Below are 23,877 nucleotides of genomic sequence, written 5' to 3' on the forward strand. Positions count from 1 at the left end.
GGAGTTACCGGATGTTGCAGGGGGGCGCTTTGCGCCCCTTTCGCGACGCAAGGCCGCTCCTACAGGAAACCGCAGTCCCTTGTAGGAGCGGCCTTGTGTCGCGAAAGGGCTGCGAAGCAGCCCCAACAATCTCAAGCCCTGGCCAATTCCGGCAGGTCCCCGGTCAACCCCAGCGCCTGGCGCACGAACAGCGCCTTGGCCTCCGGCATCTGCTCCACCAGCTTCAACCCACTGTTACGCAACCAGCGCAGCGGCAACGGATTGGCCTGGAACAACCGCTCGAACCCTTCCATCGCCGCCATCAACGCCAGGTTGTGCGGCATGCGCCGGCGCTCGTAGCGGCTCAGCACCTTCACATCCGCCAGCCGCTCACCCCGGGCACAGGCGCTTTCCAGCACCTCGGCCAGCACTGCGGCATCGAGAAAGCCCAGGTTGACGCCCTGCCCGGCCAACGGGTGAATGGTGTGCGCGGCATCGCCGATCAGCACCAGGCCCTCGTCCACGTAGCGCTTGGCATGGCGCTGGCGCAACGGCACGCAGACCCGCGGGTCGGCTTCCAGCACCTCGCCCAGACGGCCCTCGAAGGCGCGCTCCAGGGCCTTGAGGAAGGCCACGTCATCCAGCGCCATGACCTGTTCGGCCTGCTCCGGTGTCGTGGACCAGACGATCGAGCACCAGTCCTGCCTGCCGTCGCGCGACAACGGCAGGAACGCCAGCGGCCCCTCGTCGGTGAAGCGCTGCCAGGCGGTGGCCTGGTGTGCGGCGCTGCAGCGCACGCTGGTGACGATGGCGTGGTGCAGGTAATTCCATTCGCGGGTTTCGCAACCTGCCAGGCGGCGTACCGCCGAGTTGGCGCCATCGGCGGCCACTACCAGCGGCGCGCGCAGGCGGCGGCCATCGGCGAGGGTCAGCAGCCATTCGTCGCCGGAGCGGCGCAACTGTTCCAGGCGGGCATTGGCCAGCAGGCCGACGTCGCTGTCGTGCAGGCGCTCCAGCAGGCCGTCCTGCACCACCCGGTTCTCGACGATATGGCCGAGCACCTGGGCATGCACGCTGGCCGCCGAGAAGTGGATCTGGCCGGTACCGCTGCCATCCCACACGTGCATGTCGGAATACGCCGACACCCGGCGCCCGGCGATGCCTTCCCAGGCACCGAGGCGCTCGAGGATCCGCTGGCTGGCCGCCGACAGGGCACTGACCCGCGGCTCGAAGGGAGCCTGGGCGTCGAAGGGCTTGACCGACAGCGGGCCGCCGTCGAGCAGGAGAATGTCCAGGCCCGTGTGGCGCAAGGCCAGGGCCAGGGCGCTGCCGACCATACCGGCACCGACAATCAACACATCTGCGCGCATTTCCATGCCTTACGCCTGCCTCGCTTGCGGCTTGAGCCGCACATATAGGGTTTTATCGACCCGCGCCACCAGCTCGCCGGCGTCGTCGCGGATATCGACCTGCAAACGCGGCAGGTACTTCTTGCCGGTGGCGGTCTGCTGGCGGATCTCGTCCAGCAGTGCGTCATCGACGTGGAATTCGGCATGCACCGGGCCTTTGCCCGGGGCGATGAAATCGATGCTGGCGGCCTTGTCCCAGACGATGTATTCGCGACCCAGTTGCTCGATCAGCAGCAACATGTAGAACGGGTCGACCATCGAGTACAGGCTGCCGCCGAACTGGGTGCCGACGTAGTTGCGGTTCCAGCGGGTCAGCTTCATGCGCACCTTGACGCTGCGCATGTCGGGGCTGATGTGCTGGATGCGGATGCCGGCGCCGAGGTACGGCGGGTAGAGGTTCAGCAGCCAGCGCAACAGGCGCGCCCGGCGCGCCAGCTTGCGCGGGTTGCTCATGCCTGGCCTCGCGGATCGGGACGGGTGCCCAGGCCCATGGCCTGGCGGGCGAACCAGCTTTTTGCCGGGGGCAGCAGGTCGAGGCCGAGCAGGCCAAGGTTGCGCCCGGCCGCCAGCAGCGGCTGGTTGCTGCCGAACAGGCGTGTGACCTGATCGGAGAAGCCGATGGTCATGGCCTGGTCGAGGCGCTGGCGCTGCTGGTAGGCCTGCAGGGTGGCCAGCTCGCCCGGGTGCTGGGCACCGGCGAGCAAGGCGTCGGCCAGCGCCTGCACGTCGCGCAACGACAGGTTGAAGCCTTGCCCGGCGATCGGGTGCAGGCTGTGCGCGGCGTTGCCCAGCACCACCAGGTGCGGGCGCACTTGCTCCTGGGCCTCGACCAGCGCCAGCGGGTACAGGTGCCGCGCGCCGACCTGGCGCAGGGCGCCAAGGCGGTAGCCGAAAGCGTGCTGCAGCTCGCGCAGGAAGCTGCGCTCGTCGATCTCGGCCAGGCGCCTGGCATCCATCCCCTGCCGGGTCCAGACCAGCGCGCAGCGGTTCTCGGGCAACGGCAGCAAGGCCATCGGGCCTTGTTCGGTGAAACGCTCGAAGGCTTGGCCGCCATGGGCCTCGCCCGGGGAAATGTTGGCGATCAGCGCACTCTGCTCGTAAGGCGTGCGGCGCACATGAATGCCCAGTTGCTCGCGCAGGCCGGAGCGGCCGCCGTCGGCCAGCACCGCCAGGTCGCATTCCAGGCTCGTGTCGTCGTCCAGCAACAGCCGGTAGCCGCCTTCGATGGCCTGCATGGCCTTCACTTCGGCCGGGCAGCGCCAGCTCACCACGTCGCGGTCCAGCCCTTGCCACAGGCACTGGCCGAGCCAGGCATTCTCCACCACGTAGCCCAGTGCCGGCACGCCTTCCTCCATGGCGTCCAGGCGGGTGCTGCCGAAGCGGCCGCGGTCGGACACGTGGATCTGGCGGATCGGCTCGGCGCGCGGGCGGATCGCCTGCCACAGGCCCAGGTGCTGATAGATCTGCTGGGTGCCGAACGACAGCGCCGAGGAGCGCGCATCGTAGCTGGGCTGGAAGCTGTCGCCCGGGGCGAACGGCTCGATCAGCAGGATCTTCCAGCCCCGCGCCTTGGCACCGGCCTGCAGGGCCAGGGCCAGACTGGCGCCGACCAGGCCGCCGCCGATGATTGCCAGGTTGACCCGGTTCATGCCGCGTCCTTACGGGCCGCCTGCATCAGCGCCTCGATCTCGGCGACTGTCCTCGGCACACCCGAGGTGAGGATTTCACAGCCTTGTCTGGTCACCACCACGTCGTCCTCGATGCGGATCCCGATGCCGCGCCATTTCTTCGCGACTGCTTCGTTGTCGGCCGCGATGTAGATACCCGGCTCGACGGTCAACGCCATGCCCGGCTCCAGTACCCGCCACTCGCCACCGACCTTGTACTCGCCGACATCATGCACATCCATGCCCAGCCAGTGCCCGGCGCGGTGCATGTAGAAGGCGCGGTAGGCCTCGCTGTCGATCAGCGCCTGTACCTCGCCCTTGAGCAGCCCCAGCGCCACCAGGCCCTCGGTGATCACCTGCACGGTCGCCTCGTGGGCGTGGTTCCAGTGCTTGCCGGGGGCGATCTCGGCGAACGCCGCGGCCTGGGCCGCGAGCACCAGCTCGTAGATGGCCTTCTGCTCCGGCGAGAACTGCCCGCTGACCGGGAAGGTGCGGGTGATGTCGCTGGCGTAGCAGTCGATCTCGCAGCCGGCGTCGATCAGCACCAGGTCGCCGTCCTTGAGCGGGGCGTCGTTCTGCTGGTAGTGCAGGATGCAGCCGTTGCGCCCGGCGGCGACGATCGAACCGTAGGCCGGCATCTTCGCCCCGCCCTTGCGGAACTCGTAGTCCAGTTCGGCTTCCAGGCTGTACTCGTGCAGCCCGGCGCGGCAGGCCTGCATGGCGCGCACATGGGCGCGCGCGGAGATGTCCGCGGCGCTGCGCATCACTTTCACTTCCGCCGCCGATTTATACAGGCGCATGTCGTGCAACAGGTGATCCAGCGCAACGAATTCGTTCGGCGGCTGGGCGCCGAGGCGGGCCTTGGAGCGGATCACGTTGATCCAGTCCATCAGCCGGCGGTCGAATTCGGGGTTGCTGCCCATGGCGCTGTAGACCCGTTCGCGGCCTTCGATCAGGCCCGGCAGGATCTCGTCGATGTCGGTGATCGGGAACGCATCATCGGCGCCAAAATCCCGCACCGCGCCTTCCTGGCCGGCACGCAGGCCGTCCCATTGCTCGCGTTCCGGGTTGCGCTCGCGGCAGAACAGCACGTATTCGCCGTGCTCGCGCCCAGGGATCAGCGCAATCACCGCCTCGGGCTCGGGGAAGCCGCTGAGGTACTGGAAATCGCTGTCCTGGCGGTACACGTGCTCGACGTCGCGGTTGCGGATGGCAACCGCGGCGGCGGGCAGGATGGCGATGCTGTTGGGGACCATCTGCGCCATCAGCGCCTTGCGCCGACGGGCATACTCGGCCTTGGGAATGTGGCTCATGGGCAGGACGACCCCCGGTTGATCAGTGCAGCGAAGGTTTCGGCGCGGGTGCGGCAGGCGCGGCCAGCTCCGTGTACAGCAGCAGCGGTGCGACGCGCAGGTATTCCATGACTTCCATGTAGTCGCTCTCGCCGTCTTCGGATTCTTCGAGGGCTTCCTGGACCTGGGAAATCGCCACCAGGTCCTGCAGCACCTCCTTGGCATCGGTGGACAGTTCCTTGCCACCGGCGTTCAGCCCGAAGCCGGTGATGAAGCCCTGGCACCACTGGCCCAGCGCGGTGGCGCGTTCGGTCAGCGCGGTTTCGTCGCCCGGCAGCAGCAGGACGATGGCGATGTCCTCGCCGGTCAGCTCGGCCTTGACCATCTCCTGCAGGCCGAGCAACGCGGCGCGCACGGTGTCTTGCGGCTCGTTCTCCAGCAGGCCGGCGGCGTCGGCCAGCCAGGCGTCGGCATCGAAGCCGGCACCGGCGCAGCTGCGGCCGATCAGCAGGCCGTGCAGCTCGGCAGGGGAAACTGGGTGGCCATTGCTCGACAGCAAGGCGGCGAAAGCGGTGTAGGGCGATTGGGTATTAGGCATGGTCGGCTAGGCGCCAGGCGGCGCATTTGACTAGAATGAAGACCTTGTATCCTAGCACCGGCAGGCGCGCCAAGACCATCGGCACTGGCCTGCATCGCGCAGGGCGAGGCATCATCGCAGGGTGAATCAACGACGGAGCGAAGCGAGTGCAACCCACGCAAGAGAACGATCTGCAAGCGCTGATGAGCCGGTTCGAGTTGCTGATCGAGCGCATCGAGCAACTAAAACGGCAAAATGCACTCCTAGTAGCTCAGGAAAAATCCTGGCGCGAGGAGCGCGCCCACCTCATCGAAAAGAACGAAATCGCCAAGCGCAAGGTCGAGTCGATGATTTTACGCCTGAAGGCCCTGGAGCAAGACTCATGAGTTCAAGCAATAGCGTCACCGTGCAGATCCTCGACAAGGAATACTCGATCATCTGCCCGCCTGAGGAGCGCAACAACCTGGTCAGCGCCGCGCGCTACCTGGACGGCAAGATGCGCGAGATCCGCAGCAGCGGCAAGGTGATCGGCGCCGACCGCATCGCGGTGATGGCGGCCCTGAACATCACCCACGAGATGCTGCATCGCCAGGAAGACCGCAACGACGTGCCGGCCAGTGGCACCAACCGCGAACAGGTGCGCGACCTGCTGGAACGGGTCGATCAGGCTTTGTCCGACGACGCGGGTACCAAAATCGGTTGAGATTGGTATACTGGCGCCACTCCCTGGGGGATGCGCCAGTCGGTTATGTCCCTGAGCCGATACGCACAACCACGGGGGTTGCACGCTGGGGCCGGTGTGCATGTCCGCCCGACGGAAAGCCTTAACGCCCCCTGCAATCTCCACCTTGAACTTTCGGGTTCAAGGGCTACACCGATAGCGGTCTTATCGGGGAGCCTGATTCTCTTTGCCTGCCTTCCACGGCAGGCAATCCGACACCTGGGAACGCGCGAGCCATGACCGAAAGTGCACCGCTCACCCGTCCCCAGCTTCGTCGCCTGCTGCGCAACGCCCGCCGCGCCCTGACACCCGCCCAGCAACGCCAGGCCTCACTCGGCCTGTACCGCCAGCTGGCCCAGGACCCTCTGTTCCGCCGCGCCCGGCACATCGCCCTGTACTTGCCCAACGACGGTGAAATCGACCCGCGCCTGCTGCTGCGCGAGGCCCAGCGCCGGGGCAAGCGCACCTACCTGCCGGTGCTGCACGCCTGGCCGCGCACGCGCATGGTGTTCCAGCGTTTCGAACAGGGTGAAAAGCTCAAGCGCAACCGCTTCCGTATTCCGGAGCCGGTGACCGAGCGCAAGCGTCAACGGCCGATCTGGGCGCTGGACCTGATCCTGCTGCCCTTGGTGGGGTTCGATGAAGTGGGCGGGCGACTGGGCATGGGCGGTGGTTTCTACGACCGCAGCCTGGCCTACCAGGCACGCCGCAAGACGTGGAAAAAACCCTTGCTGCTGGGGCTGGCGCATGAATGCCAGAAGGTCGAGCGACTGGCTCAGGCCAGTTGGGACGTACCCCTGCAGGGTACGGTCAGCGACCGGGGCTGGTACCTGGCGCCGAACTGAACGGTTTGCCGGAAAATCAGCGTTGCGGCTGGCTGGCGTCGACCTGGGATTGGTAGGCGTTGTCCAGCTTGCGCTCCCAGAAACCCTGGGCATAACCGGTGGTGACCACGCCAAGACCAAAGATGAAGACCAGGATCCACAGCAGATCCGGTTTGCGTTGATTCATCGAAGAATGCCCCCCTAGGCATACGTTCAGGCTCGGCGACCTTCTGGGTGCCGCCGGAGCGTCTAGCTTTAAAATCGGCGCATTTTCCGCCAACCTGAGCCTTCACGCAAACGTTGACGCCAACCGGCTGTCGGTTTCGTGCAACAGGTTATTTCAAACCTTTTCAGGAGCAGTATCCATGGCCTACTGGCTGATGAAATCCGAGCCCGACGAGCTCTCGATCGAAGGCCTTGGCCGCCTGGGCGAGGCGCGCTGGGACGGCGTACGCAACTACCAGGCGCGCAACTTCCTGCGGGCCATGAGCGTCGGCGATGAGTTCTTTTTCTACCATTCCAGTTGCCCGCAGCCGGGCATCGCCGGGATTGCCCGGATTACTGCGGAGGCCTACCCCGACCCGACCGCGCTGGACCCCGAGAGCCACTACTTCGACGCCAAGGCCAACGACGAGAAAAACCCATGGAGCGCGGTGGATGTGGCCCACGTGAAGACCTTCCGCCAGGTGCTGGGGTTGGGGCTGCTGAAGCAGCAGGTTGCGCTTGAGGAATTGCCGCTGGTGCAGAAAGGCACGCGGTTGTCGGTGATGCCGGTGACTGAAGAGCAGTGGGCGGCGATCATTGCGCTGGCGCGCTGAGTTCGGCTTGGGTGTTGCAGCGCGCTTGCGATCGAGCGCCGCCCGCGCGGCGCATCGCGAGCAAGCTCGCTCCTACGTCTGTTCGGGCCAGTTATTCCTGTGAGATTTGCGCGCGAACGCTTTGGCGCATGGCGTGATATCGCGTCGTACAAACAGGGCAGTCGCGCGCGCCTGCCGCAAGCGTTACTGGCCCGAAACAAACGTAGGAGCGAGCTTGCTCGCGATGCGCCGCGCGGGCGGCGCTCGACCTCACAGGCGCCAAATCTCTATAGCCAGGCCAATCACTGCACAATCAGGTTATTGAACAGCAGATCCTCGACAATCGGCTTGCCCTCTTCCGATTCCATCACCTGCTGCACCTGCTTCAGCGCTTCCTGGCGCAGCTTTTCCTTGGCATCGACGTTGCTCATGTTATCCACACCCTGCTGGGCGAACAGCGCCACCAGCTGGTTGCGGATCAGCGGTTCCTGGTGCTTAACCGCGGCGGCGGCGGCATCGCCGGTCACTCGCAGGGCCACGTCGGCCTTGTACACCCGCAGCCGTGGGCTGCCGTCGAGGGCGTAGTTGCCGACGAAGGGTGGGCTGAGGCTGATGTAGGAGACCTTGTTGGCATCTCCTTCCTTGGCTTCTTCGGCCATGGCCGCCACCGGCAGCATCAGGGCCAGTACCATCAAGATCCACGCTTTCACGAATTCGCTCCTCAATACAATTGGCGCCAGCTTACCGAGCATGCCGCGCAAACCCAAGCCCGGGCTTGTGCCGGCACTTATGCCAGCCCATCAGGGCGGGGCATGCTCGTTGACCCGGCAGGCGGTGTTCCTACAATTATCGGCCACCACACGCAAAGGAATAGCCCCGATGAAAGCTGTGTTGTGCAAAACCTTGGGCCCGGCCAAAGGCCTGGTGCTGGAAGACGTGGCCAGCCCGGTGCCGAAGAAGAACGAAGTGCTGATCGACGTGCAGGCGGCCGGGGTCAACTTCCCCGACACCTTGATCATCGAAGGCAAATACCAGTTCCAACCGCCACTGCCCTTCTCGCCAGGGGGCGAAGCGGCGGGCGTGGTCGCAGCAACCGGTGAGCGCGCGGGCAGCTTCAAGGTCGGCGACCGGGTGATGGCCCTGACCGGCTGGGGCGCGTTCGCCGAACAGGTGGCGGCGCCGTTCTACAACGTGATGCCGATCCCCGAAACCATGGATTTCGCCACGGCGGCGGCGTTCGGCATGACCTACGGCACCTCGATGCACGCGCTCAAGCAGCGCGGCCAGTTGCAGCCTGGGGAGACGTTGCTGGTACTGGGCGCCTCGGGAGGCGTCGGCCTGGCAGCGGTGGAAATCGGCAAGGCCATGGGCGCCAAGGTGATCGCGGCGGCCAGCAGCGCAGACAAACTTGCCGTGGCCAAGGCCGCCGGGGCGGATGAGCTGATCGACTACAGCCAGGCCAGCCTCAAGGAGGAAATCAAGCGCCTGACCGGCGGCCAGGGCGTGGACGTGATCTACGACCCGGTCGGCGGCGAGCTGTTCGACCAGGCCGTGCGCGGGCTGGCGTGGCAAGGGCGGCTGCTGGTGGTCGGGTTTGCCAGCGGGACGATCCCGCAGATGGCGGCGAACCTGGTGCTGCTCAAGGGCGCGGCGGTGCTCGGGGTATTCTGGGGTGCCTTTGCCCAGCGTCAGCCGGAGGACAATGCGGCGAACTTCCGGCAGTTGTTTGCCTGGCATGCCGAAGGGAAGTTGAAGCCGCTGGTGTCGAAGACTTATCCACTGGCTGAGGCGGGGGCCGCGATCGAGCAACTGGGGCAGCGCAAGGCTGTGGGTAAGTTGGTGGTAATGGCCAGGTAAGGCAGGTCCGGCCTCTTCGCGGGTGAACCCGCTCCCACAGAGACCGCGTTGCGCAATACCTGTGGGAGCGGGTTCACCCGCGAAGAGGCCCGTGCAGGTTATGGCAACGCCTGAACCGCGCCTCGAGGTTGCGATCGGGCATCTGGTGGCTACGCAAAGCGTTCAAGGTCTGCTCGACATAATCCCGCGTGCTGCCATAGCGCCCCTTGGCACTGGCCAGGATCTGGCTCAGCAAGGTATCCGGCAGGTCCCCCGCATAGCACGGCAAGTGCCGCTCCAGCACGAACCCCAGCGCCTGCACCTTGCTGCCATCGCCCAACCGGCAACTGAGCCAGTGCGGCCGATAGGCCGGGTACGGCATCTCGCGCTGCCACAGCGCCATCAGCGAATCATCGAGGTTGCTCTCTTCGAGCCGGTAGGCAAAACCGCTGCACGAGCCGCCGCGGTCCAGCCCGAACACCAGGCCCGGTGTCTCCGGCGTGCCGCGGTGTTCGTGGGACCACAAGTACAGCCCGCGGTGATAACCATGCACCCGTGCGCGCTGGCGTTCCACGGAGTTGCACTCCGGTCGCCAGATCAACGAGCCATAGGCAAACAGCCACACCGGCCCGCCCTGATGGCGTGCCATGGTCGTCTGCATCGAGTTGCACAGTTGCTCGCGAGTCAGTTGCTGACCGAAGTCGAGCGTCGGTGGATATGAAACTTTCCAGGACAAACTTTCCAGTGCCGACATAAGCTGCCGCCATTATTCCCTATTTGCTACGCATGAAACGTGAGGCGCTGGCGACGCGGCCTGGGCGGCCGCGCCACGGGCGCTTGCAGTAACCATAGGATAGAAACGCGCCACTGCTCAAGTCCCATGAAGAGACTTTCATGCACAGTTCCGACGACTGGGGAGCACTGTTTCGAAGGCCAGGAAAGTTAATGGCCAAGGCGGTAACAATCACCGCCTTATACCCACTACTTCAAACTTCGGTTATTAACCGCGCGGTGCGTAGGCGAACACATCGGCGCGCATGCGGTGCGCATCCATGCCGGCCTCGACCAGGGCGTCGAGGGTGGCGTAGACCATGTTCGGCGAGCCGCTGGCATACACGTGCACGGCATTGAGGTCGTTCACGTCCTCGCAGACCGCCTCGTGCAGCATGCCGCAACGCCCTTCCCAGCCGCACAGGTCGCTGACCACCTTGTGCAGGAACAGGTTGGGCAGGCGCAGCCACTCGTCCCAGTGTTCGATGGCATAGAAGTCTTCAGGGCGGCGCACGCCCCAGTACAGATGCACCGGGTGCTTGAAGCCCTGCGCGCGGCAGTGCTCGACCAGGCTGTGCATCTGGCCCATGCCAGTGCCCGCGGCAATCAGCACCAGCGGCCCGTCCGGCAGCTCGGCCAGGTGGGTGTCGCCGAACGGCATCTCGATACGCGCCAGGCGATCACGCTGCAACTGCGCCAGCAATTGCCGGGCGCTGTCTTCGCGGCCCAGCACGTGCAGCTCGAGGTCACGCCCGGCATGCGGCGCCGAGGCCAGCGAGAACGCCGCCTGCTTGCCACCTTCGCGCTCGATCATCAGGTACTGCCCGGCGTGGTAGCGCGGCGGCTTGCCAGCCGGCGCGCGCAGGCGCACGCGCCAGACGTCGCCACCGACCTCGACGCACTCACTGACCGTGCATGCCAGCTTGCGCACTGGCAGCTCGCCCAGGGCGAGCACACCATCCCAGAGCAACACGCAATCCTCCAGCGGTTCGGCGATGCAGGTGAACAACTCGCCATGGTCGCGGACTTCGCCGTCCTGGCGCACCCTGCCTTCGACCAACAACGCGGCGCAGACATGGCAATTGCCATTGCGGCAGCTGTTCGGGCAGTCATAGCCCAGCCGCCGCGCACCATCCAGGATCCGTTCCCCGGGTTCGAGCGCCAGCACCGCCCCGGACGGTTGCAACGTTACCTGCATCAATCTATTCCCAACTGATCCCACAGCTCATCGATACGGCGGGTGACGGCCTCGTCCTTGACGATGACCCGGCCCCATTCGCGTGTAGTCTCGCCCGGCCACTTGTGCGTGGCATCCAGGCCCATCTTCGACCCCAGGCCCGATACCGGCGACGCGAAGTCCAGGTAGTCGATCGGCGTGTTGTCGATCATCACCGTATCACGCTTGGGGTCCATGCGCGTGGTGATGGCCCAGATCACGTCGTTCCAGTCGCGGGCGTTGATGTCGTCGTCGGTGACGATAACGAACTTGGTGTACATGAACTGTCGCAGGAACGACCACACACCCAGCATCACGCGCTTGGCGTGGCCCGGGTACTGCTTTTTCATGGTCACCACCGCCATGCGGTACGAGCAGCCTTCCGGCGGCAGGTAGAAATCGACGATTTCCGGGAACTGCTTCTGCAGGATCGGCACGAACACTTCGTTCAGCGCCACGCCGAGGATCGCCGGCTCATCCGGCGGACGGCCGGTGTAGGTGCTGTGGTAGATCGGTTTTTGCCGGTGGGTGATGCGCTCGACGGTGAACACCGGGAAGCTGTCGACTTCGTTGTAGTAGCCGGTGTGGTCGCCGTAAGGGCCTTCCGGGGCCATTTCGCCTGGGTGGATCACGCCTTCGAGGATGATCTCGGCGGTGGCCGGCACCTGCAGGTTGCTGCCGCGGCACTTGACCAGCTCGGTGCGGTTGCCGCGCAGCAGGCCGGCGAAGGCGTACTCGGAGAGGGTGTCCGGCACCGGGGTCACGGCGCCGAGGATGGTGGCCGGGTCGGCACCCAGGGCTACCGCGACCGGGAACGGCTGGCCCGGGTTTTTCTCGCACCATTCACGGTAGTCCAGCGCACCGCCACGGTGGCTCAGCCAGCGCATGATCACCTTGTTGCGGCCGATCACCTGCTGGCGGTAGATGCCCAGGTTCTGCCGGTCCTTGTTCGGGCCGCGGGTGACGGTGAGGCCCCAGGTGATCAGCGGCGCCACGTCGCCCGGCCAGCAATGCTGGATCGGCAGCGCGCCAAGGTCGACGTCGTCGCCCTCGATCACCACTTCCTGGCACACCGCGTCCTTGACCACCTTCGGTGCCATGGATACGACTTTCTTGAAGATCGGCAGCTTGGACCAGGCGTCCTTCAGGCCTTTGGGCGGCTCAGGCTCCTTGAGGAAGGCCAGCAGCTTGCCGATCTCGCGCAGTTCGTCGACCGACTCGGCGCCCATGCCCATGGCCACGCGCTCCGGCGTGCCGAACAGGTTGCCGAGCACCGGGATGTCGAAGCCAGTAGGCTTTTCGAACAGCAACGCCGGGCCCTTGGCGCGCAGGGTGCGGTCGCAGACCTCGGTCATTTCCAGGACAGGGGAAATCGGAACCTGGATGCGCTTGAGTTCACCGCGCTGCTCCAGGCCACGGATGAAGTCGCGCAAATCGCGATACTGCATGCATGAGCCTCGTGTTGGCCGTATCGGTCGGGGTGCAGAGTGTAGCGCCGTTCGGGATCTGTTTGGGGGCAAAAATGGATTGGGGCCGCTTTGCGGCCCATCGCGAGCAAGGCTCGCTCCTACAGGATCTAGCCGCAGGAGCGAGCCTTGCTCGCGATGGGCTGCAAAGCAGCCCCAATCAGTGTCGGCTGAAAACGCTTACTTGCGCTTCATCGACAGGAAGAACTCGTCGTTGGTCTTGGTCTGCTTGAGCTTGTCGACCAGGAACTCGATGGCGGCGATCTCGTCCATCGGGTGCAGCAGCTTGCGCAGGATCCACATGCGCTGCAGTTCGTCGTCGGCGGTCAGCAGCTCTTCGCGGCGGGTGCCGGAGCGGTTGATGTTGATGGCCGGGAACACGCGCTTTTCGGCGATGCGACGGTCCAGGGGCAGCTCCATGTTGCCGGTACCCTTGAACTCTTCGTAGATCACTTCGTCCATCTTCGAGCCGGTTTCGACCAGCGCGGTGGCGATGATGGTCAGCGAGCCGCCTTCCTCGATGTTACGCGCGGCGCCGAAGAAGCGCTTCGGCTTCTCCAGGGCGTGGGCGTCGACACCACCGGTCAGCACCTTGCCGGAGCTCGGGATCACGGTGTTGTAGGCACGCGCCAGACGGGTGATGGAGTCCAGCAGGATGACCACGTCCTTCTTGTGCTCGACCAGGCGCTTGGCCTTCTCGATGACCATTTCGGCAACCTGCACGTGGCGGGTCGGCGGCTCGTCGAAGGTCGAGGCAACCACTTCGCCGCGCACGGTGCGCTGCATTTCGGTCACTTCTTCCGGGCGCTCGTCGATCAGCAGGACGATCAGGTGGCACTCGGGGTTGTTACGGGTGATGTTCGCCGCGATGTTCTGCAGCATGATCGTCTTGCCGGCTTTCGGCGGTGCGACGATCAGGCCACGCTGGCCTTTGCCGATCGGGGCGCACAGGTCGATGACGCGGCCGGTCAGGTCTTCGGTGGAACCGTTGCCGGCTTCCATCTTCAGGCGCTTGTTGGGGAACAGCGGCGTCAGGTTTTCGAACAGGATCTTGTTCTTCGCGTTTTCCGGACGGTCGAAGTTGATGGTGTCGACCTTCAGCAGCGCGAAGTAACGCTCCCCTTCCTTCGGCGGGCGGATCTTGCCGACGATGGTGTCGCCGGTGCGCAGGTTGAAACGGCGGATCTGGCTTGGCGAGACGTAGATGTCATCGGGGCCTGCCAGGTAGGACGCATCAGCCGAACGCAGGAAACCGAAACCATCCTGGAGAATCTCCAGCACGCCGTCACCCGAGATCTCTTCACCGCTTTTCGCGTGCTTTTTCAGCAGGGCGAAAATCACGTCCTGTTTGCGCGAACGGGCCATGTTTTCGATGCCCATCTGTTCGGCCATTTCCAAAAGATCGGTAATCGGCTTTTGCTTGAGTTCTGTGAGGTTCATAAGGGGAGTGACGTAATCATGTAAGAAGGGAGAATTAAGCGTTGGCTTAATGAGGCCGCGCCGCTAGATGGCGACAGGATCGCGTACTGATTCGAATTAGGGATGCTTCGGCGACGGCGTGCAGAGGGCACTGGAGAAGCAGTGCGAGGCCGAATGTAACACTTGCTTTTTTCTGCGTCTAGTGCTCTGAAAAAGAAAAAACCCCGCATTTGCGGGGTTTTTTGCTTCACATCACAGGTGGGCGTCGAGGAACGCGGCCAGCTGCGATTTGGACAGGGCGCCAACCTTGGTGGCTTCGACGTTGCCGTTCTTGAACAGCATCAGGGTCGGGATACCACGCACGCCGTGCTTGGCTGGGGTCTCGGAGTTTTCGTCGATGTTCAGCTTGGCGATGGTCAGTTTGCCGTCGTAGGTGGCGGCGATGTCGTCCAGAACCGGAGCGATCATCTTGCATGGACCGCACCATTCAGCCCAGTAGTCGACCAGCACCGGGCCTTGAGCCTGCAGGACTTCGGCTTCGAAGGTGGCGTCGGTGACGTGTTTGATCAGATCGCTGCTCATGGATATCTCCAGGGTCGTAAGCAAAAAAACGTGGCCCATGATAGCCGCACCCAGGCCCTACAGGAAGTCGCGGACGATTGAGTGTCACTATAGTTGTGCAAGACGCCGCGAATCGAAACTGTCACACAAGTGTCATAGCATCGAATGGCACATTGCCTTGCATCAAGGCCCGGTGTGGTGCGCGTTGGCGTCAGCCAAGGATCGTGGCACGATTGCCGGGTTACCGACCGAGAACACACAGAATGCCGCATACCTCCGCGAAGAACCTGTCCCTGATCGCCGCCATCGACCTGGGCTCCAACAGCTTCCACATGGTGGTGGCCAAGGCGCACCACACCGAGATCCGCATTCTCGAGCGCCTCGGCGAGAAGGTTCAGCTGGCCGCCGGCATCGACGAAGCGCGCATGCTCAGCGAAGAAGCCATGGAGCGAGGCCTGGACTGCCTCAAGCGTTTTGCCCAACTGATCAACGGCATGCCGGCAGGCGCCGTGCGCATCGTCGGCACCAACGCCCTGCGCGAAGCGCGCAACCGCAACGAATTCATCCAGCGCGCCGAAGCCATCCTCGGCCACCCGGTCGAGGTCATCTCCGGCCGTGAAGAGGCGCGCCTGATCTACCTCGGCGTGTCGCATACCCTGGCCGACACCCCGGGCAAGCGCCTGGTCGCCGACATCGGCGGCGGCAGCACCGAGTTCATCATCGGCCAGCGCTTCGAGCCGCTGCTGCGCGAGAGCCTGCAGATGGGCTGCGTGAGCTTCACCCAGCGCTACTTCCGCGACGGCAAGATCACCCCGGCGCGCTACGCCCAGGCCTACACCGCCGCGCGCCTGGAGTTGATGAGCATCGAAAACGGCCTGCACCGCCTGACCTGGGACGAGGCCATCGGCTCGTCCGGCACCATCCGCGCCATCGGCGCCGCGATCAAGGCCGGCGGCCTGGGCAACGGCGAGGTCAATGCCGAAGGCCTGGCCTGGGTCAAACGCAAGCTCTTCAAGCTCGGCGACGTCGACAAGATCGACTTCGATGGCGTCAAGCCGGACCGGCGCACCATCTTCCCGGCGGGCCTGGCGATTCTCGAGGCGATCTTCGACGCCCTGGAACTGCAGCGCATGGACCACTGCGACGGCGCCCTGCGTGAGGGCGTGCTGTTCGACCTGCTTGGCCGCCATCATCACGAAGACGTGCGCGAGCGCACCCTGAACTCGCTGATGGAGCGTTACCACGTCGACCAGGGCCAGGCTGCGCGGGTCGAGCGCAAGGCGCTGCACGCCTTCGACCAGGTGGCCGATGCGTGGGGGCTGAAAGATGGAAACTGGCGCGATCTTCTTGGCTGGGCGGCAAAGATTCACGAAATCGGGCTGGATATCGCCCACTACCACTACCACAAGCACGGCGCCTACCTGATCGAACACTCCGACCTGGCCGGTTTCTCGCGGGAGGAGCAGCAGATGATGGCCCTGCTGGTGCGTGGCCATCGCCGCAACATCCCCAAGGACAAGTTCTCGGAGTTCGGCGACGATGCCGTGCAGCTGATTCGCCTGTGCGTACTGCTGCGCTTCGCCATCCTGTTCCACCACATCCGTGGCACCCAGCAGATGCCGAAGGTGGAACTCAAGGCGGGTGAAGACAACCTCGACGTGGTGTTCCCTGATGGTTGGCTGGAACAGAACCAGCTGACCCAGGCCGACTTCGCCAACGAGGCGGAGTGGCTGGCCCGGGTCGGCTTCGTCCTCAGCGTACGTTGAGGACCGGGTTGCTCAGGCGCTCCAGCAGGGTCGCCTGGGCACTGCGCGGGTTCTGGTTGCCGGTCGGCGAGCTGCGCACGTAGCGGCCGTCAGGCTGCAGGGTCCAGGCGTGGGTGTTGTCGGTCAGGTAACCCTCGAGCTCCTTCTTCACCCGCAGCAGCAGCTTCTTGCCTTCCACCGGGAAGCAGGTCTCGACGCGCTTGTCGAGGTTGCGCTCCATCCAGTCGGCGCTCGACAGGTAGATCTGCTCATCCCCACCGTTGAGGAAGTAGAACACCCGCGTGTGCTCGAGGAAGCGGCCGATGATCGAGCGCACCTGAATGTTGTGCGACACCCCGGCAATGCCCGGGCGCAGGCAGCACATGCCACGCACCACCAGGTCGATCTTCACGCCCGACTGGCTGGCCTTGTACAGCGCCTTGATGACCTTGGCGTCGGTCAGCGAGTTGAACTTGGCGATGATGTGCGCGGGCTTGCCCTCCAGGGCGAACTGGGTTTCCCGGGCGATCATGTCGAGCATGCCCTTCTTCAGGGTGAACGGTGCATGCAGCAGCTTCTTCATGCGCAGGGTCTTGCCCATGCCGATCAGCTGGCTGAACAGCTTGCCGACGTCCTCGGTGAGGGCGTCGTCGGAAGTCAGCAGGCTGTAGTCGGTGTACAGGCGGGCGTTGCCGGCGTGGTAGTTGCCGGTGCCCAGGTGCGCGTAGCGGACGATCTCGCCCTGCTCGCGACGCAGGATCAGCATCATCTTGGCGTGGGTCTTGAAGCCGACCACACCGTAGATCACCACCGCGCCGGCGGCCTGCAGGCGGCTGGCCATCTGCAGGTTGGACTCTTCGTCGAAGCGCGCGCGCAGCTCGATCACCGCAGTGACCTCCTTGCCGTTACGCGCCGCGTCCACCAGGGCGTCGACGATCTCCGAGTTGGCGCCCGAGCGGTACAGGGTCTGGCGCACGGCAAGCACGTGCGGGTCCTTGGCGGCCTGGCGCAGCAGGTCGATCACCGGGGTGAAGGACTCGAACGGGTGCATCAGCAGGATGTCCTGCTTGCCGATCACGCTGAAGATGTTGTCGGCGTTCTGCAGCAGCTTGGGGATGGCCGGGGTGAACGGCGTGTACTGCAGCTCCGGGTGGCTGTCCAGGCCGGTGATGCTGAACAGGCGGGTCAGGTTGACCGGGCCGTTGACCTGGTACAGCTCGCTCTCGCTCAGGCTGAACTGCTTGAGCAGGTAGTCGGACAGGTGTTTCGGGCAGGTATCGGCCACTTCCAGGCGCACGGCGTCGCCGTAGCGGCGCGAGAACAGCTCGCCGCGCAGGGCGCGGGCGAGGTCGTCGACCTCTTCGGAATCCAGCGCCAGGTCGGCGTTGCGGGTCAGGCGGAACTGGTAGCAGCCCTTGACCTTCATGCCCTGGAACAGGTCGTCGGCATGGGCGTGGATCATCGACGACAGGAACACGTAGTTGTCGCCCGGGCCGCCGACGTCTTCCGGCACCCGAATGACGCGCGGCAACAGGCGCGGCGCCGGGATGATCGCCAGGCCCGAATCGCGGCCGAAGGCGTCGACACCTTCGAGCTCGACGATGAAGTTCAGGCTTTTGTTCACCAGCAACGGGAACGGGTGGGTCGGGTCGAGGCCGATCGGGGTGATGATCGGCGCGATCTCGTCGCGGAAGAAGCGGCGCACCCAGGTCTTGAGCTTCGGCGTCCAGTAGCGACGGCGGATGAAGCGAATGGCGTGCTTTTCCAGCTCCGGCAGCAGCACGTCGTTGAGGATCGCGTACTGGCGATCCACTTCGATGTGCACCAGCTCGCTGATGCGTGCCAACGCCTGGTGCGGCTGCAGGCCGTCGGCGCCGGCCAGCTCGCGGGCGAAGTTGATCTGCTTCTTCAGGCCAGCGACGCGGATCTCGAAGAACTCGTCGAGGTTGCTGGAGAAGATCAGCAGGAATTTCAGGCGCTCGAGCAGCGGGTACGATTCGTCCAGCGCCTGCTCCAGCACGCGGATGTTGAATTGCAGCTGCGAAAGTTCGCGATGAATGTACAGGCTGCTGTCGTCCAGGCTGATCGCGGCGATCGCCGGCGACGGCACAGGCGTCGGGGCGGCGGTCTCTACCACCGGTTCCGCTGCCTCGGGCAGGTCCGGCGGGGTTTCCACCAGCTCTTCGGGGATGGCCTGGGCATCCTTGATCGCGACAGGGGTTAGCACTTCATTATTCATCTGACGTTCCTGAGGACGTTAACGCCCTATGATCAATTGAGCGGCAAGATAAGCGCCCATTATGACGCCTGTGTTACAGCTTCAGGCAAGCTGCGACTGAAGGCCGCCGGTATTGTCCGTGTAGGAATTGTTCACGTCGAGACACATTTGGACACTTTCACGAATGCGCGCGAAGGGGTAGGCTGCGCGTTCATTTCGCCAGCACCTCAGAAAATGCTCCAACAATTCCTGCAGGATTTCGGCTACTTCGCCCTCTTTCTAGGCACCTTCTTCGAAGGCGAGACCATCCTGGTACTTGCGGGCTTTCTTGCGTTCCGCGAATACATGGACATCAAGCTGGTGGTCCTGGTGGCCTTCTGTGGCAGCTACGCCGGCGACCAGCTGTGGTACTTCATGGGCCGCCGCCACGGGCGCAAGATCCTCGCCCGCAAACCGCGCTGGCAGGCCATGGGCGACCGGGCACTGGAACACATCCGCCGCCATCCGGACATCTGGGTACTGAGCTTCCGCTTCGTCTACGGCCTGCGCACGGTGATGCCGGTGGCCATCGGCCTGTCCGGCTACCCGCCGCGCCGCTACCTGCTGCTCAACGGCATTGGCGCTGCAGTCTGGGCGCTGGCCCTGGGCCTGGCCGCCTATCACTTCGGCGCCATCCTCCAGGGCATGCTGGGCAGCATCAAGAAGTACGAGCTATGGGTGCTCGGCGGCCTGCTGCTGCTGGGCGTGCTGCTCTGGCTGCGCCGGCGCTTCCGCACCGTTCGCGCCGAGCGCCGCGCGGCGGCAGAAGAACAGACCGCCAGCGCTGAGCCCCAGGTAAACGCCGAGAAGCAGCCAGAACACGGGCACGACCAACGCTAAGCCCAGGGTGCCGGCCAGGTACAGCGCCGGCACCAGCGACAGCAGCCGCGCCGCCTCCAGGCGCACTGCCCACGGCCGGTTTTCCAGGGCCGCCCCCAGCACGAACAAGCCGAACGCCATCAACGTCCAGCCCAGCACCAGGGCGCTGGCAGGCACGCGCTCGGCCACATCCATCAGGTAACTGCCCAAGGCGATGTAGACGACAAACTGCAGCGCCACGTACACCTGCCAGCTTCGCCCCAAGGCAACCTCGAACTTGCGGAACGCCGCCAGGTCCTGCTTCGCCTGTGGATAACCCGCCGTGACATCCGCCGGGCGCCAGCCGGTGGGCATGAACCAGAGGCGCAGCTTGTCCTGCCAGCGGCGGGTACGGCGGGCGTCGTGCCACAGCTGGGCGTAGAACTGCAGGTTGGCCCACAGCGGGTTCCAGCTGGCCAGCGGCGTGGTCACGCCGAACACCACGGGCTCGTCCGGATCTTCTTCCTTGAACGTGCCGAACAGGCGGTCCCAGAAGATGAACACACCGCCGTAGTTGCGATCCAAGTAGGCAGGATTCTGCGCATGGTGGACGCGATGGTTGGACGGCGTGATCAGCACCCACTCGAGCCAGCCCAGCTTGGGGATGTGTCGGGTGTGCACCCAGAACTGGTACAGCAGGTTCAGCGACGCCACGGTGAGGAACACCAGCGGCGGTACGCCCAGCAGCGCCAGCGGCAGGTAGAAGATCCACGAAAAGAGGAAGCCGCTGCTGGTCTGGCGCAGGGCCGTGGTGAGGTTGTACTCCTCGCTCTGGTGGTGCACCGAATGGGCCGCCCACAGCACGTTGCGCTCATGACCCATGCGGTGCAGCCAGTAGTAGCAGAGGTCGTACAGCACGAAGGCCAGCAGCCACACCCACATGGCATCCTGTGGCAGGCGCAGCAGCGCCAGGTGCTCCCAGGCCAGGGCGTAGCTCAGCAGCCCTGCCCCTTTGGTCAGCAGGCCGGTGCTGGTGGACAACGCCCCGGTGCTGAGGCTGTTGATCGAATCGGCCAGGGTGAAATTGCGCTGGCCACGCACGCGGTCGGCGACCAGCTCCAGCGCAATCAGCACGAAGAAGAACGGCACGGCCAGCAGAATCAGGTCCATGGGCAACGCTCGCGAGGGTTATCCACAGAGATTAGGATGCGCCCGCGGCAATCCCTATGGCTACATCTGCCAAACTAGAGGACATTTAGCGCCTCGAAGAGGGAGTAATGAGCATGACCAAGAAAGTCGCGGTGATTCTTTCCGGCTGTGGCGTCTACGACGGCGCCGAAATCCACGAAAGCGTGATCACCCTGCTGCGCCTCGACCAGCGCGGCGCCCAGGTGCAGTGCTTTGCACCGAACATCGCACAGCTTCACGTGATCGATCACCTCACCGGCCAGGAGATGCCCGAGTCGCGCAATGTGCTGACCGAGTCGGCGCGCATTGCCCGCGGCGAGGTGAAGGACATCCGCGAAGCCAAGGCCGAGGATTTCGACGCGCTGATCGTGCCCGGTGGTTTCGGTGCTGCGAAGAACCTGTCCAACTTTGCCGTGGAAGGCAGTGAGTGCACCGTCAACCCGGATGTACTGGCGTTGGCCGAAGCCTTTGCCGAAGCCTGCAAACCGGTCGGTCTGATCTGCATCTCGCCGGCGCTGGCGGCGAAGATCTACGGCCCGGGCGTGGTCTGCACCATCGGCACTGACGCCGGCACTGCGGCGGCGGTGGAGAAGATGGGCGGCAAGCACGAACAATGCGATGTGCACGACATCGTCGAAGACCCCCAGCGCAAGCTGGTGACTACCCCGGCCTACATGGTCGCCACCTCGATCAGCGAAGCGGCCAGTGGCATCTACAAGCTGGTCGACCGGGTGCTGGAGCTGACCCACGCAGGGGACTGATCAGCCCTTGCTCAGGCGGGTGAGGATGCGGTCCAGGGCATTGGCGAACGCCTGCTTCTCACGCTCGCCATAAGGCGCCTGGCCGCCGCCGACCTGGCCCTGCTCGCGCAACTCGGTGAACAGGTTGCGCACCGCCAGGCGCTCGCCCATGTTGCGTTCGTCGAACTCGCGGCCACGCGGGTCCAAGGCCGCCACGCCCTTCTTGATCAGGCGGTCGGCCAGCGGCACATCGCTGCAGATCACCAGCTCGCCCGGCACGGCGTGCTCGACCAGGTAGTCGTCGGCCGCGTCCATGCCGCTGGGCACCACGATCAGCCGGACGATGGCGAAGGCCGGCTTGGCCACGGCCTGGCCGGCCACCATCACCACCTCGAGCTGGCGCTTGAGGGCGAATTTTACGATCAGGTCCTTGGCTGCCTTGGGGCAGGCGTCGGCGTCGATCCAGATGCGCATATCAGTAAATCTCTATTTCCTGCACTGGCCTCTTCGCGGGTAAACCCGCTCCCACAGGTACCGCACAGTCTTCAGACTCTGTGCAATTCCTGTGGGAGCGGGTTCACCCGCGAAGAGGCCAGTGGCATCAATACTTAAACGGCAGCCCGACGTTTCTCGGCCAGGCGACTACGGCCATACAACACCAGAATCGCCAGCAACGCCACCGCCTGGGCACTCAGCGAGTACATATCGGGGTGAATCCCCAGCCAGTCGAACTCGAAGAACGCCACCGGCCGCGTACCCAGCACGCCCGCTTCCTGCAGCGCCTTCACGCCATGCCCGGCGAACACCACCGACAGCGCGCACAGCAGCCCGGCATTGATGCTGAAGAACAGCGACAGCGGCAGCTTGGCCGAACCCCGCAGGATCACCCAGGCCAGCCCCACCAGCAGCACCAGCGCCGTGGCGCCGCCGGCCAGCACGGCCTGGTGCCCGGCAGGGCCGGCCTGCAGCCAGAGGGTTTCGTAGAACAGGATCACCTCGAACAGTTCGCGGTAAACCGAAAAGAACGCCAGCATGGCAAAGCCGAAGCGCCCGCCGCCACTGACCAGGCTGCTCTTGATGTAGTCCTGCCAGGCGGCGGCATGCCGGCGGTCGTGCATCCACACGCCCAGCCACAGCACCATCACCGCGGCAAACAGTGCCGTGCAACCTTCGAGCAGCTCGCGCTGGGCACCGCCCACGTCGATCACATAGGCCGCCAGGGCCCAGGTAGCGAAGCCGGCAAGCAGCGCCAGGCCCCAGCCGATGTTGACGCTGCGCACCGCCGACTGCTGGCCGGTGTTGCGCAGGAAGGCCAGGATCGCGGCCAGCACCAGGATTGCCTCAAGGCCCTCGCGCAGCAGGATCAGCAGGCCGGAAATGTAGCTCAGCGACCAGCTCAGGCCATCGCTGCCCAGCAGCTTGGCGGCCTGGTCGAGCTTGCTTTTCGCCTCGGCCAGACGCTGCTCGGCCTGGGCCACGGGCAAACCATCCTGCAGCGACTGACGGTAGGCCATCAGGGCCTTCTCGGTGCTCTTGCGCGCCTCGGCATCGATGTTGTCCAGGGAGCTTTCGACCAGTTCGAAGCCTTCCAGGTAGGCCGCCACCGACAGGTCGTAGGCCTGGTCGTGGTCGCCAGCGCGGTAGGCCGCCAGGCTCTTGTCCAGGGTGCTGGCGGTGTAGTCGAGCAGTTGCGCCGGGCCGCGCTTGACCTGCGGCGGCTGGGCACGCTGGGCGCGGAACGCCTCGACCGCGCCAGCGCCTTCATTGGCGGCGACTTCGGCCGGGGTCTGGCGGGCCAGGTCGGCGATGTTCCAGGTCTTTTCAGCTTTGCCGGCTTCGGGCTTGGCGGTGAAACTGGCGATGTAGGCCGCCACGTCCCAACGCTGACGGTCGTCCAGTTGGTCGGCGAACGACGGCATCTCGGTGCCGTCGATGCCCAGGGCCAGGGTGTTGTAGAGGTCGAACAGGCTCAACTGGTCCAGGCGCGCGACGTCGCGCAGGTTGGCCGGTGCAGGCTCCAGGCCAACGCCCGCCGGCCCGTCCCCGGCGCCGGTATCACCGTGGCAGATCGAGCAGTTCTGTGCATACAGCGCGGCGCCACGGGCCGGGTCCGGGGTAATCACCGGCGCCTGGCTGACCTCGTAGGCCACTGCCAGGCGCGCGCCCAGCTGACGGGCCTGCCTGGCCACGGCAGCGCCGTCCTGGCGCTGGTCGATGGCCTGGCGCAGCGCCTGCACGCCCTGCTCCAGCCCGGGTTGCTCAGCGTTGCTCGGCAAGCCTTTGACCAGGTCGGCCAGCACGCTGCTGAATTCCTGCTGTTCACGGTACTCCCCAGCGTCGAGCACCTTGCCGTCGCGCACGGTCGGGGGATAGTCGGCGCCAATGTAGTCCAGCAAGTGCAGGGCCTTGGTGGCCTCGGCAGGCGCTTCGGCCTGGGCCAGGGTACTGCACAGCACCAGCACCGGGCCGAGCAGAACAGCCGGCAACCAGGCGAGCAGACGGGAACGGGTTTTCATGGCCAGTCTCGGAGGGAATGCGAAAGAGAACATTGTTCACTTCCACTTTGCTTCCCTCAAGGGCTGGCCGGCGATTTCATGAAAAATCCTGTGACAAA

General features: G+C 64.9%; 23 protein-coding genes, 1 other RNA gene and 1 pseudogene. 9 read left to right on the forward strand and 16 right to left on the reverse strand.

Annotated features, from left to right (window positions below; translation table 11 throughout):
* Positions 1-131 precede the first annotated feature (131 nt).
* From ACIP21_RS12895 to ACIP21_RS12915, 5 genes are read right to left on the reverse strand one after another with little or no spacing between them, the layout of a single operon-like run.
* On the reverse strand, positions 132-1,349 hold the full coding sequence (locus tag ACIP21_RS12895) for a 2-octaprenyl-3-methyl-6-methoxy-1,4-benzoquinol hydroxylase (RefSeq protein ID WP_400688000.1): 1,218 nt from the start codon (positions 1,347-1,349) through the stop codon (positions 132-134).
* Positions 1,350-1,358: 9 nt separating this feature from the next.
* Positions 1,359-1,841 carry a DUF4442 domain-containing protein gene (locus ACIP21_RS12900; protein WP_400687903.1) on the reverse strand — a complete coding sequence of 161 codons (483 nt, stop codon included), beginning with the start codon at positions 1,839-1,841 and terminating at the stop codon, positions 1,359-1,361.
* Positions 1,838-3,037 carry a 2-octaprenyl-6-methoxyphenyl hydroxylase gene (ubiH, locus tag ACIP21_RS12905; RefSeq protein ID WP_400687905.1) on the reverse strand — a complete coding sequence of 400 codons (1,200 nt, stop codon included), beginning with the start codon at positions 3,035-3,037 and terminating at the stop codon, positions 1,838-1,840. Before ubiH ends, ACIP21_RS12900 begins: the two co-directional genes overlap by 4 nt.
* Positions 3,034-4,368, reverse strand: a complete 1,335-nt coding sequence (gene pepP, locus ACIP21_RS12910) for a Xaa-Pro aminopeptidase (protein ID WP_400687907.1) — start codon at positions 4,366-4,368, stop codon at positions 3,034-3,036. Before pepP ends, ubiH begins: the two co-directional genes overlap by 4 nt.
* A 22-nt stretch (positions 4,369-4,390) precedes the next feature.
* Entirely contained in the window at positions 4,391-4,945 is a 555-nt protein-coding gene (locus ACIP21_RS12915; RefSeq protein WP_400687909.1) for a YecA family protein, read from the reverse strand.
* 182 nt (positions 4,946-5,127) lie between these two features.
* On the opposite strand from ACIP21_RS12915, the gene ACIP21_RS12920 reads away from it, so the two are divergent.
* From ACIP21_RS12920 to ACIP21_RS12935, 4 genes are all read left to right on the forward strand, one after another.
* On the forward strand, positions 5,128-5,310 hold the full coding sequence (locus ACIP21_RS12920; protein WP_031322377.1) for a TIGR02449 family protein: 183 nt from the start codon (positions 5,128-5,130) through the stop codon (positions 5,308-5,310).
* A complete protein-coding gene (locus ACIP21_RS12925) occupies positions 5,307-5,627 on the forward strand; it encodes a cell division protein ZapA (protein ID WP_400687910.1) in 321 nt (106 codons plus the stop codon). Before ACIP21_RS12920 ends, ACIP21_RS12925 begins: the two co-directional genes overlap by 4 nt.
* 17 nt (positions 5,628-5,644) lie before the next feature.
* Positions 5,645-5,824, forward strand: a non-coding RNA gene (gene ssrS / locus ACIP21_RS12930) — 6S RNA.
* 57 nt (positions 5,825-5,881) lie between these two features.
* Positions 5,882-6,490, forward strand: a complete 609-nt coding sequence (locus ACIP21_RS12935) for a 5-formyltetrahydrofolate cyclo-ligase (protein ID WP_400687912.1) — start codon at positions 5,882-5,884, stop codon at positions 6,488-6,490.
* A 16-nt stretch (positions 6,491-6,506) separates the two neighbouring features.
* Here the strand turns inward: ACIP21_RS12935 and ACIP21_RS12940 are convergent, their stop codons facing one another.
* Positions 6,507-6,656, reverse strand: a complete 150-nt coding sequence (locus ACIP21_RS12940) for a hypothetical protein (RefSeq protein ID WP_400687914.1) — start codon at positions 6,654-6,656, stop codon at positions 6,507-6,509.
* A gap of 178 nt (positions 6,657-6,834) precedes the next feature.
* On the opposite strand from ACIP21_RS12940, the gene ACIP21_RS12945 reads away from it, so the two are divergent.
* Entirely contained in the window at positions 6,835-7,287 is a 453-nt protein-coding gene (locus tag ACIP21_RS12945; RefSeq protein WP_400687916.1) for an EVE domain-containing protein, read from the forward strand.
* Between the two features lie 281 nt (positions 7,288-7,568).
* On the opposite strand, the gene ACIP21_RS12950 is transcribed toward ACIP21_RS12945, so the two are convergent.
* Positions 7,569-7,976 carry a flagellar basal body-associated protein FliL gene (locus tag ACIP21_RS12950; RefSeq protein WP_400687918.1) on the reverse strand — a complete coding sequence of 136 codons (408 nt, stop codon included), beginning with the start codon at positions 7,974-7,976 and terminating at the stop codon, positions 7,569-7,571.
* Positions 7,977-8,145: 169 nt separating this feature from the next.
* On the opposite strand from ACIP21_RS12950, the gene ACIP21_RS12955 reads away from it, so the two are divergent.
* Complete coding sequence (locus ACIP21_RS12955) at positions 8,146-9,123, forward strand: NADPH:quinone oxidoreductase family protein (protein ID WP_400687920.1); 978 nt, start codon at positions 8,146-8,148, stop codon at positions 9,121-9,123.
* A 73-nt stretch (positions 9,124-9,196) separates the two neighbouring features.
* Here ACIP21_RS12955 and ACIP21_RS12960 read toward each other — a convergent pair whose 3' ends face one another.
* From ACIP21_RS12960 to trxA, 5 genes are all read right to left on the reverse strand, one after another.
* Positions 9,197-9,856 (reverse strand): gamma-glutamylcyclotransferase, encoded by a 660-nt coding sequence (locus ACIP21_RS12960; RefSeq protein WP_400687922.1) that lies wholly within the window; start codon positions 9,854-9,856, stop codon positions 9,197-9,199.
* A 246-nt stretch (positions 9,857-10,102) separates the two neighbouring features.
* Positions 10,103-11,071 carry a CDP-6-deoxy-delta-3,4-glucoseen reductase gene (locus ACIP21_RS12965; protein ID WP_400687924.1) on the reverse strand — a complete coding sequence of 323 codons (969 nt, stop codon included), beginning with the start codon at positions 11,069-11,071 and terminating at the stop codon, positions 10,103-10,105.
* Positions 11,071-12,537, reverse strand: coding sequence for a 4-hydroxy-3-polyprenylbenzoate decarboxylase (gene ubiD / locus ACIP21_RS12970; RefSeq protein WP_013974733.1), 1,467 nt, complete (start codon positions 12,535-12,537; stop codon positions 11,071-11,073). The genes ACIP21_RS12965 and ubiD overlap by 1 nt, the downstream gene beginning before the upstream one ends.
* Positions 12,538-12,735: 198 nt before the next feature.
* Positions 12,736-13,995 carry a transcription termination factor Rho gene (gene rho, locus ACIP21_RS12975; protein WP_003253661.1) on the reverse strand — a complete coding sequence of 420 codons (1,260 nt, stop codon included), beginning with the start codon at positions 13,993-13,995 and terminating at the stop codon, positions 12,736-12,738.
* A gap of 231 nt (positions 13,996-14,226) precedes the next feature.
* Complete coding sequence (trxA, locus tag ACIP21_RS12980; protein ID WP_400687926.1) at positions 14,227-14,556, reverse strand: thioredoxin TrxA; 330 nt, start codon at positions 14,554-14,556, stop codon at positions 14,227-14,229.
* Positions 14,557-14,798: 242 nt separating this feature from the next.
* Here trxA and ppx point away from each other — a divergent pair, with 242 nt between their 5' ends.
* Positions 14,799-16,301 (forward strand): exopolyphosphatase, encoded by a 1,503-nt coding sequence (ppx, locus tag ACIP21_RS12985; RefSeq protein WP_400687928.1) that lies wholly within the window; start codon positions 14,799-14,801, stop codon positions 16,299-16,301.
* On the opposite strand, the gene ppk1 is transcribed toward ppx, so the two are convergent.
* On the reverse strand, positions 16,288-18,519 hold the full coding sequence (ppk1, locus tag ACIP21_RS12990; RefSeq protein ID WP_400687930.1) for a polyphosphate kinase 1: 2,232 nt from the start codon (positions 18,517-18,519) through the stop codon (positions 16,288-16,290). The two genes, ppx and ppk1, sit on opposite strands and share 14 nt — an antisense overlap.
* A 213-nt stretch (positions 18,520-18,732) precedes the next feature.
* Here ppk1 and ACIP21_RS12995 point away from each other — a divergent pair, with 213 nt between their 5' ends.
* Positions 18,733-19,377 (forward strand): DedA family protein, encoded by a 645-nt coding sequence (locus ACIP21_RS12995; RefSeq protein ID WP_400687932.1) that lies wholly within the window; start codon positions 18,733-18,735, stop codon positions 19,375-19,377.
* 501 nt (positions 19,378-19,878) lie between these two features.
* Here the strand turns inward: ACIP21_RS12995 and ACIP21_RS13000 are convergent.
* Positions 19,879-20,505: pseudogene (locus ACIP21_RS13000) on the reverse strand (sterol desaturase family protein); the annotation flags it as partial.
* 113 nt (positions 20,506-20,618) lie between these two features.
* Here ACIP21_RS13000 and elbB point away from each other — a divergent pair.
* Positions 20,619-21,284, forward strand: a complete 666-nt coding sequence (gene elbB / locus ACIP21_RS13005) for an isoprenoid biosynthesis glyoxalase ElbB (protein WP_400687934.1) — start codon at positions 20,619-20,621, stop codon at positions 21,282-21,284.
* Here elbB and ACIP21_RS13010 read toward each other — a convergent pair whose 3' ends face one another.
* Together ACIP21_RS13010 and ACIP21_RS13015 are read right to left on the reverse strand one after the other, a co-directional pair.
* Positions 21,285-21,737, reverse strand: coding sequence for a YaiI/YqxD family protein (locus tag ACIP21_RS13010; RefSeq protein ID WP_103446197.1), 453 nt, complete (start codon positions 21,735-21,737; stop codon positions 21,285-21,287).
* Between the two features lie 134 nt (positions 21,738-21,871).
* The gene (locus ACIP21_RS13015; protein WP_400687936.1) at positions 21,872-23,812 is read right to left on the reverse strand and encodes an FTR1 family protein; all 1,941 of its coding nucleotides are present in this window, start codon (positions 23,810-23,812) and stop codon (positions 21,872-21,874) included.
* Between the last annotated feature and the right edge of the window lie 65 nt (positions 23,813-23,877).

Source organism: Pseudomonas sp. NPDC089401, from assembly GCF_044749485.1.
Lineage (GTDB): Bacteria > Pseudomonadota > Gammaproteobacteria > Pseudomonadales > Pseudomonadaceae > Aquipseudomonas.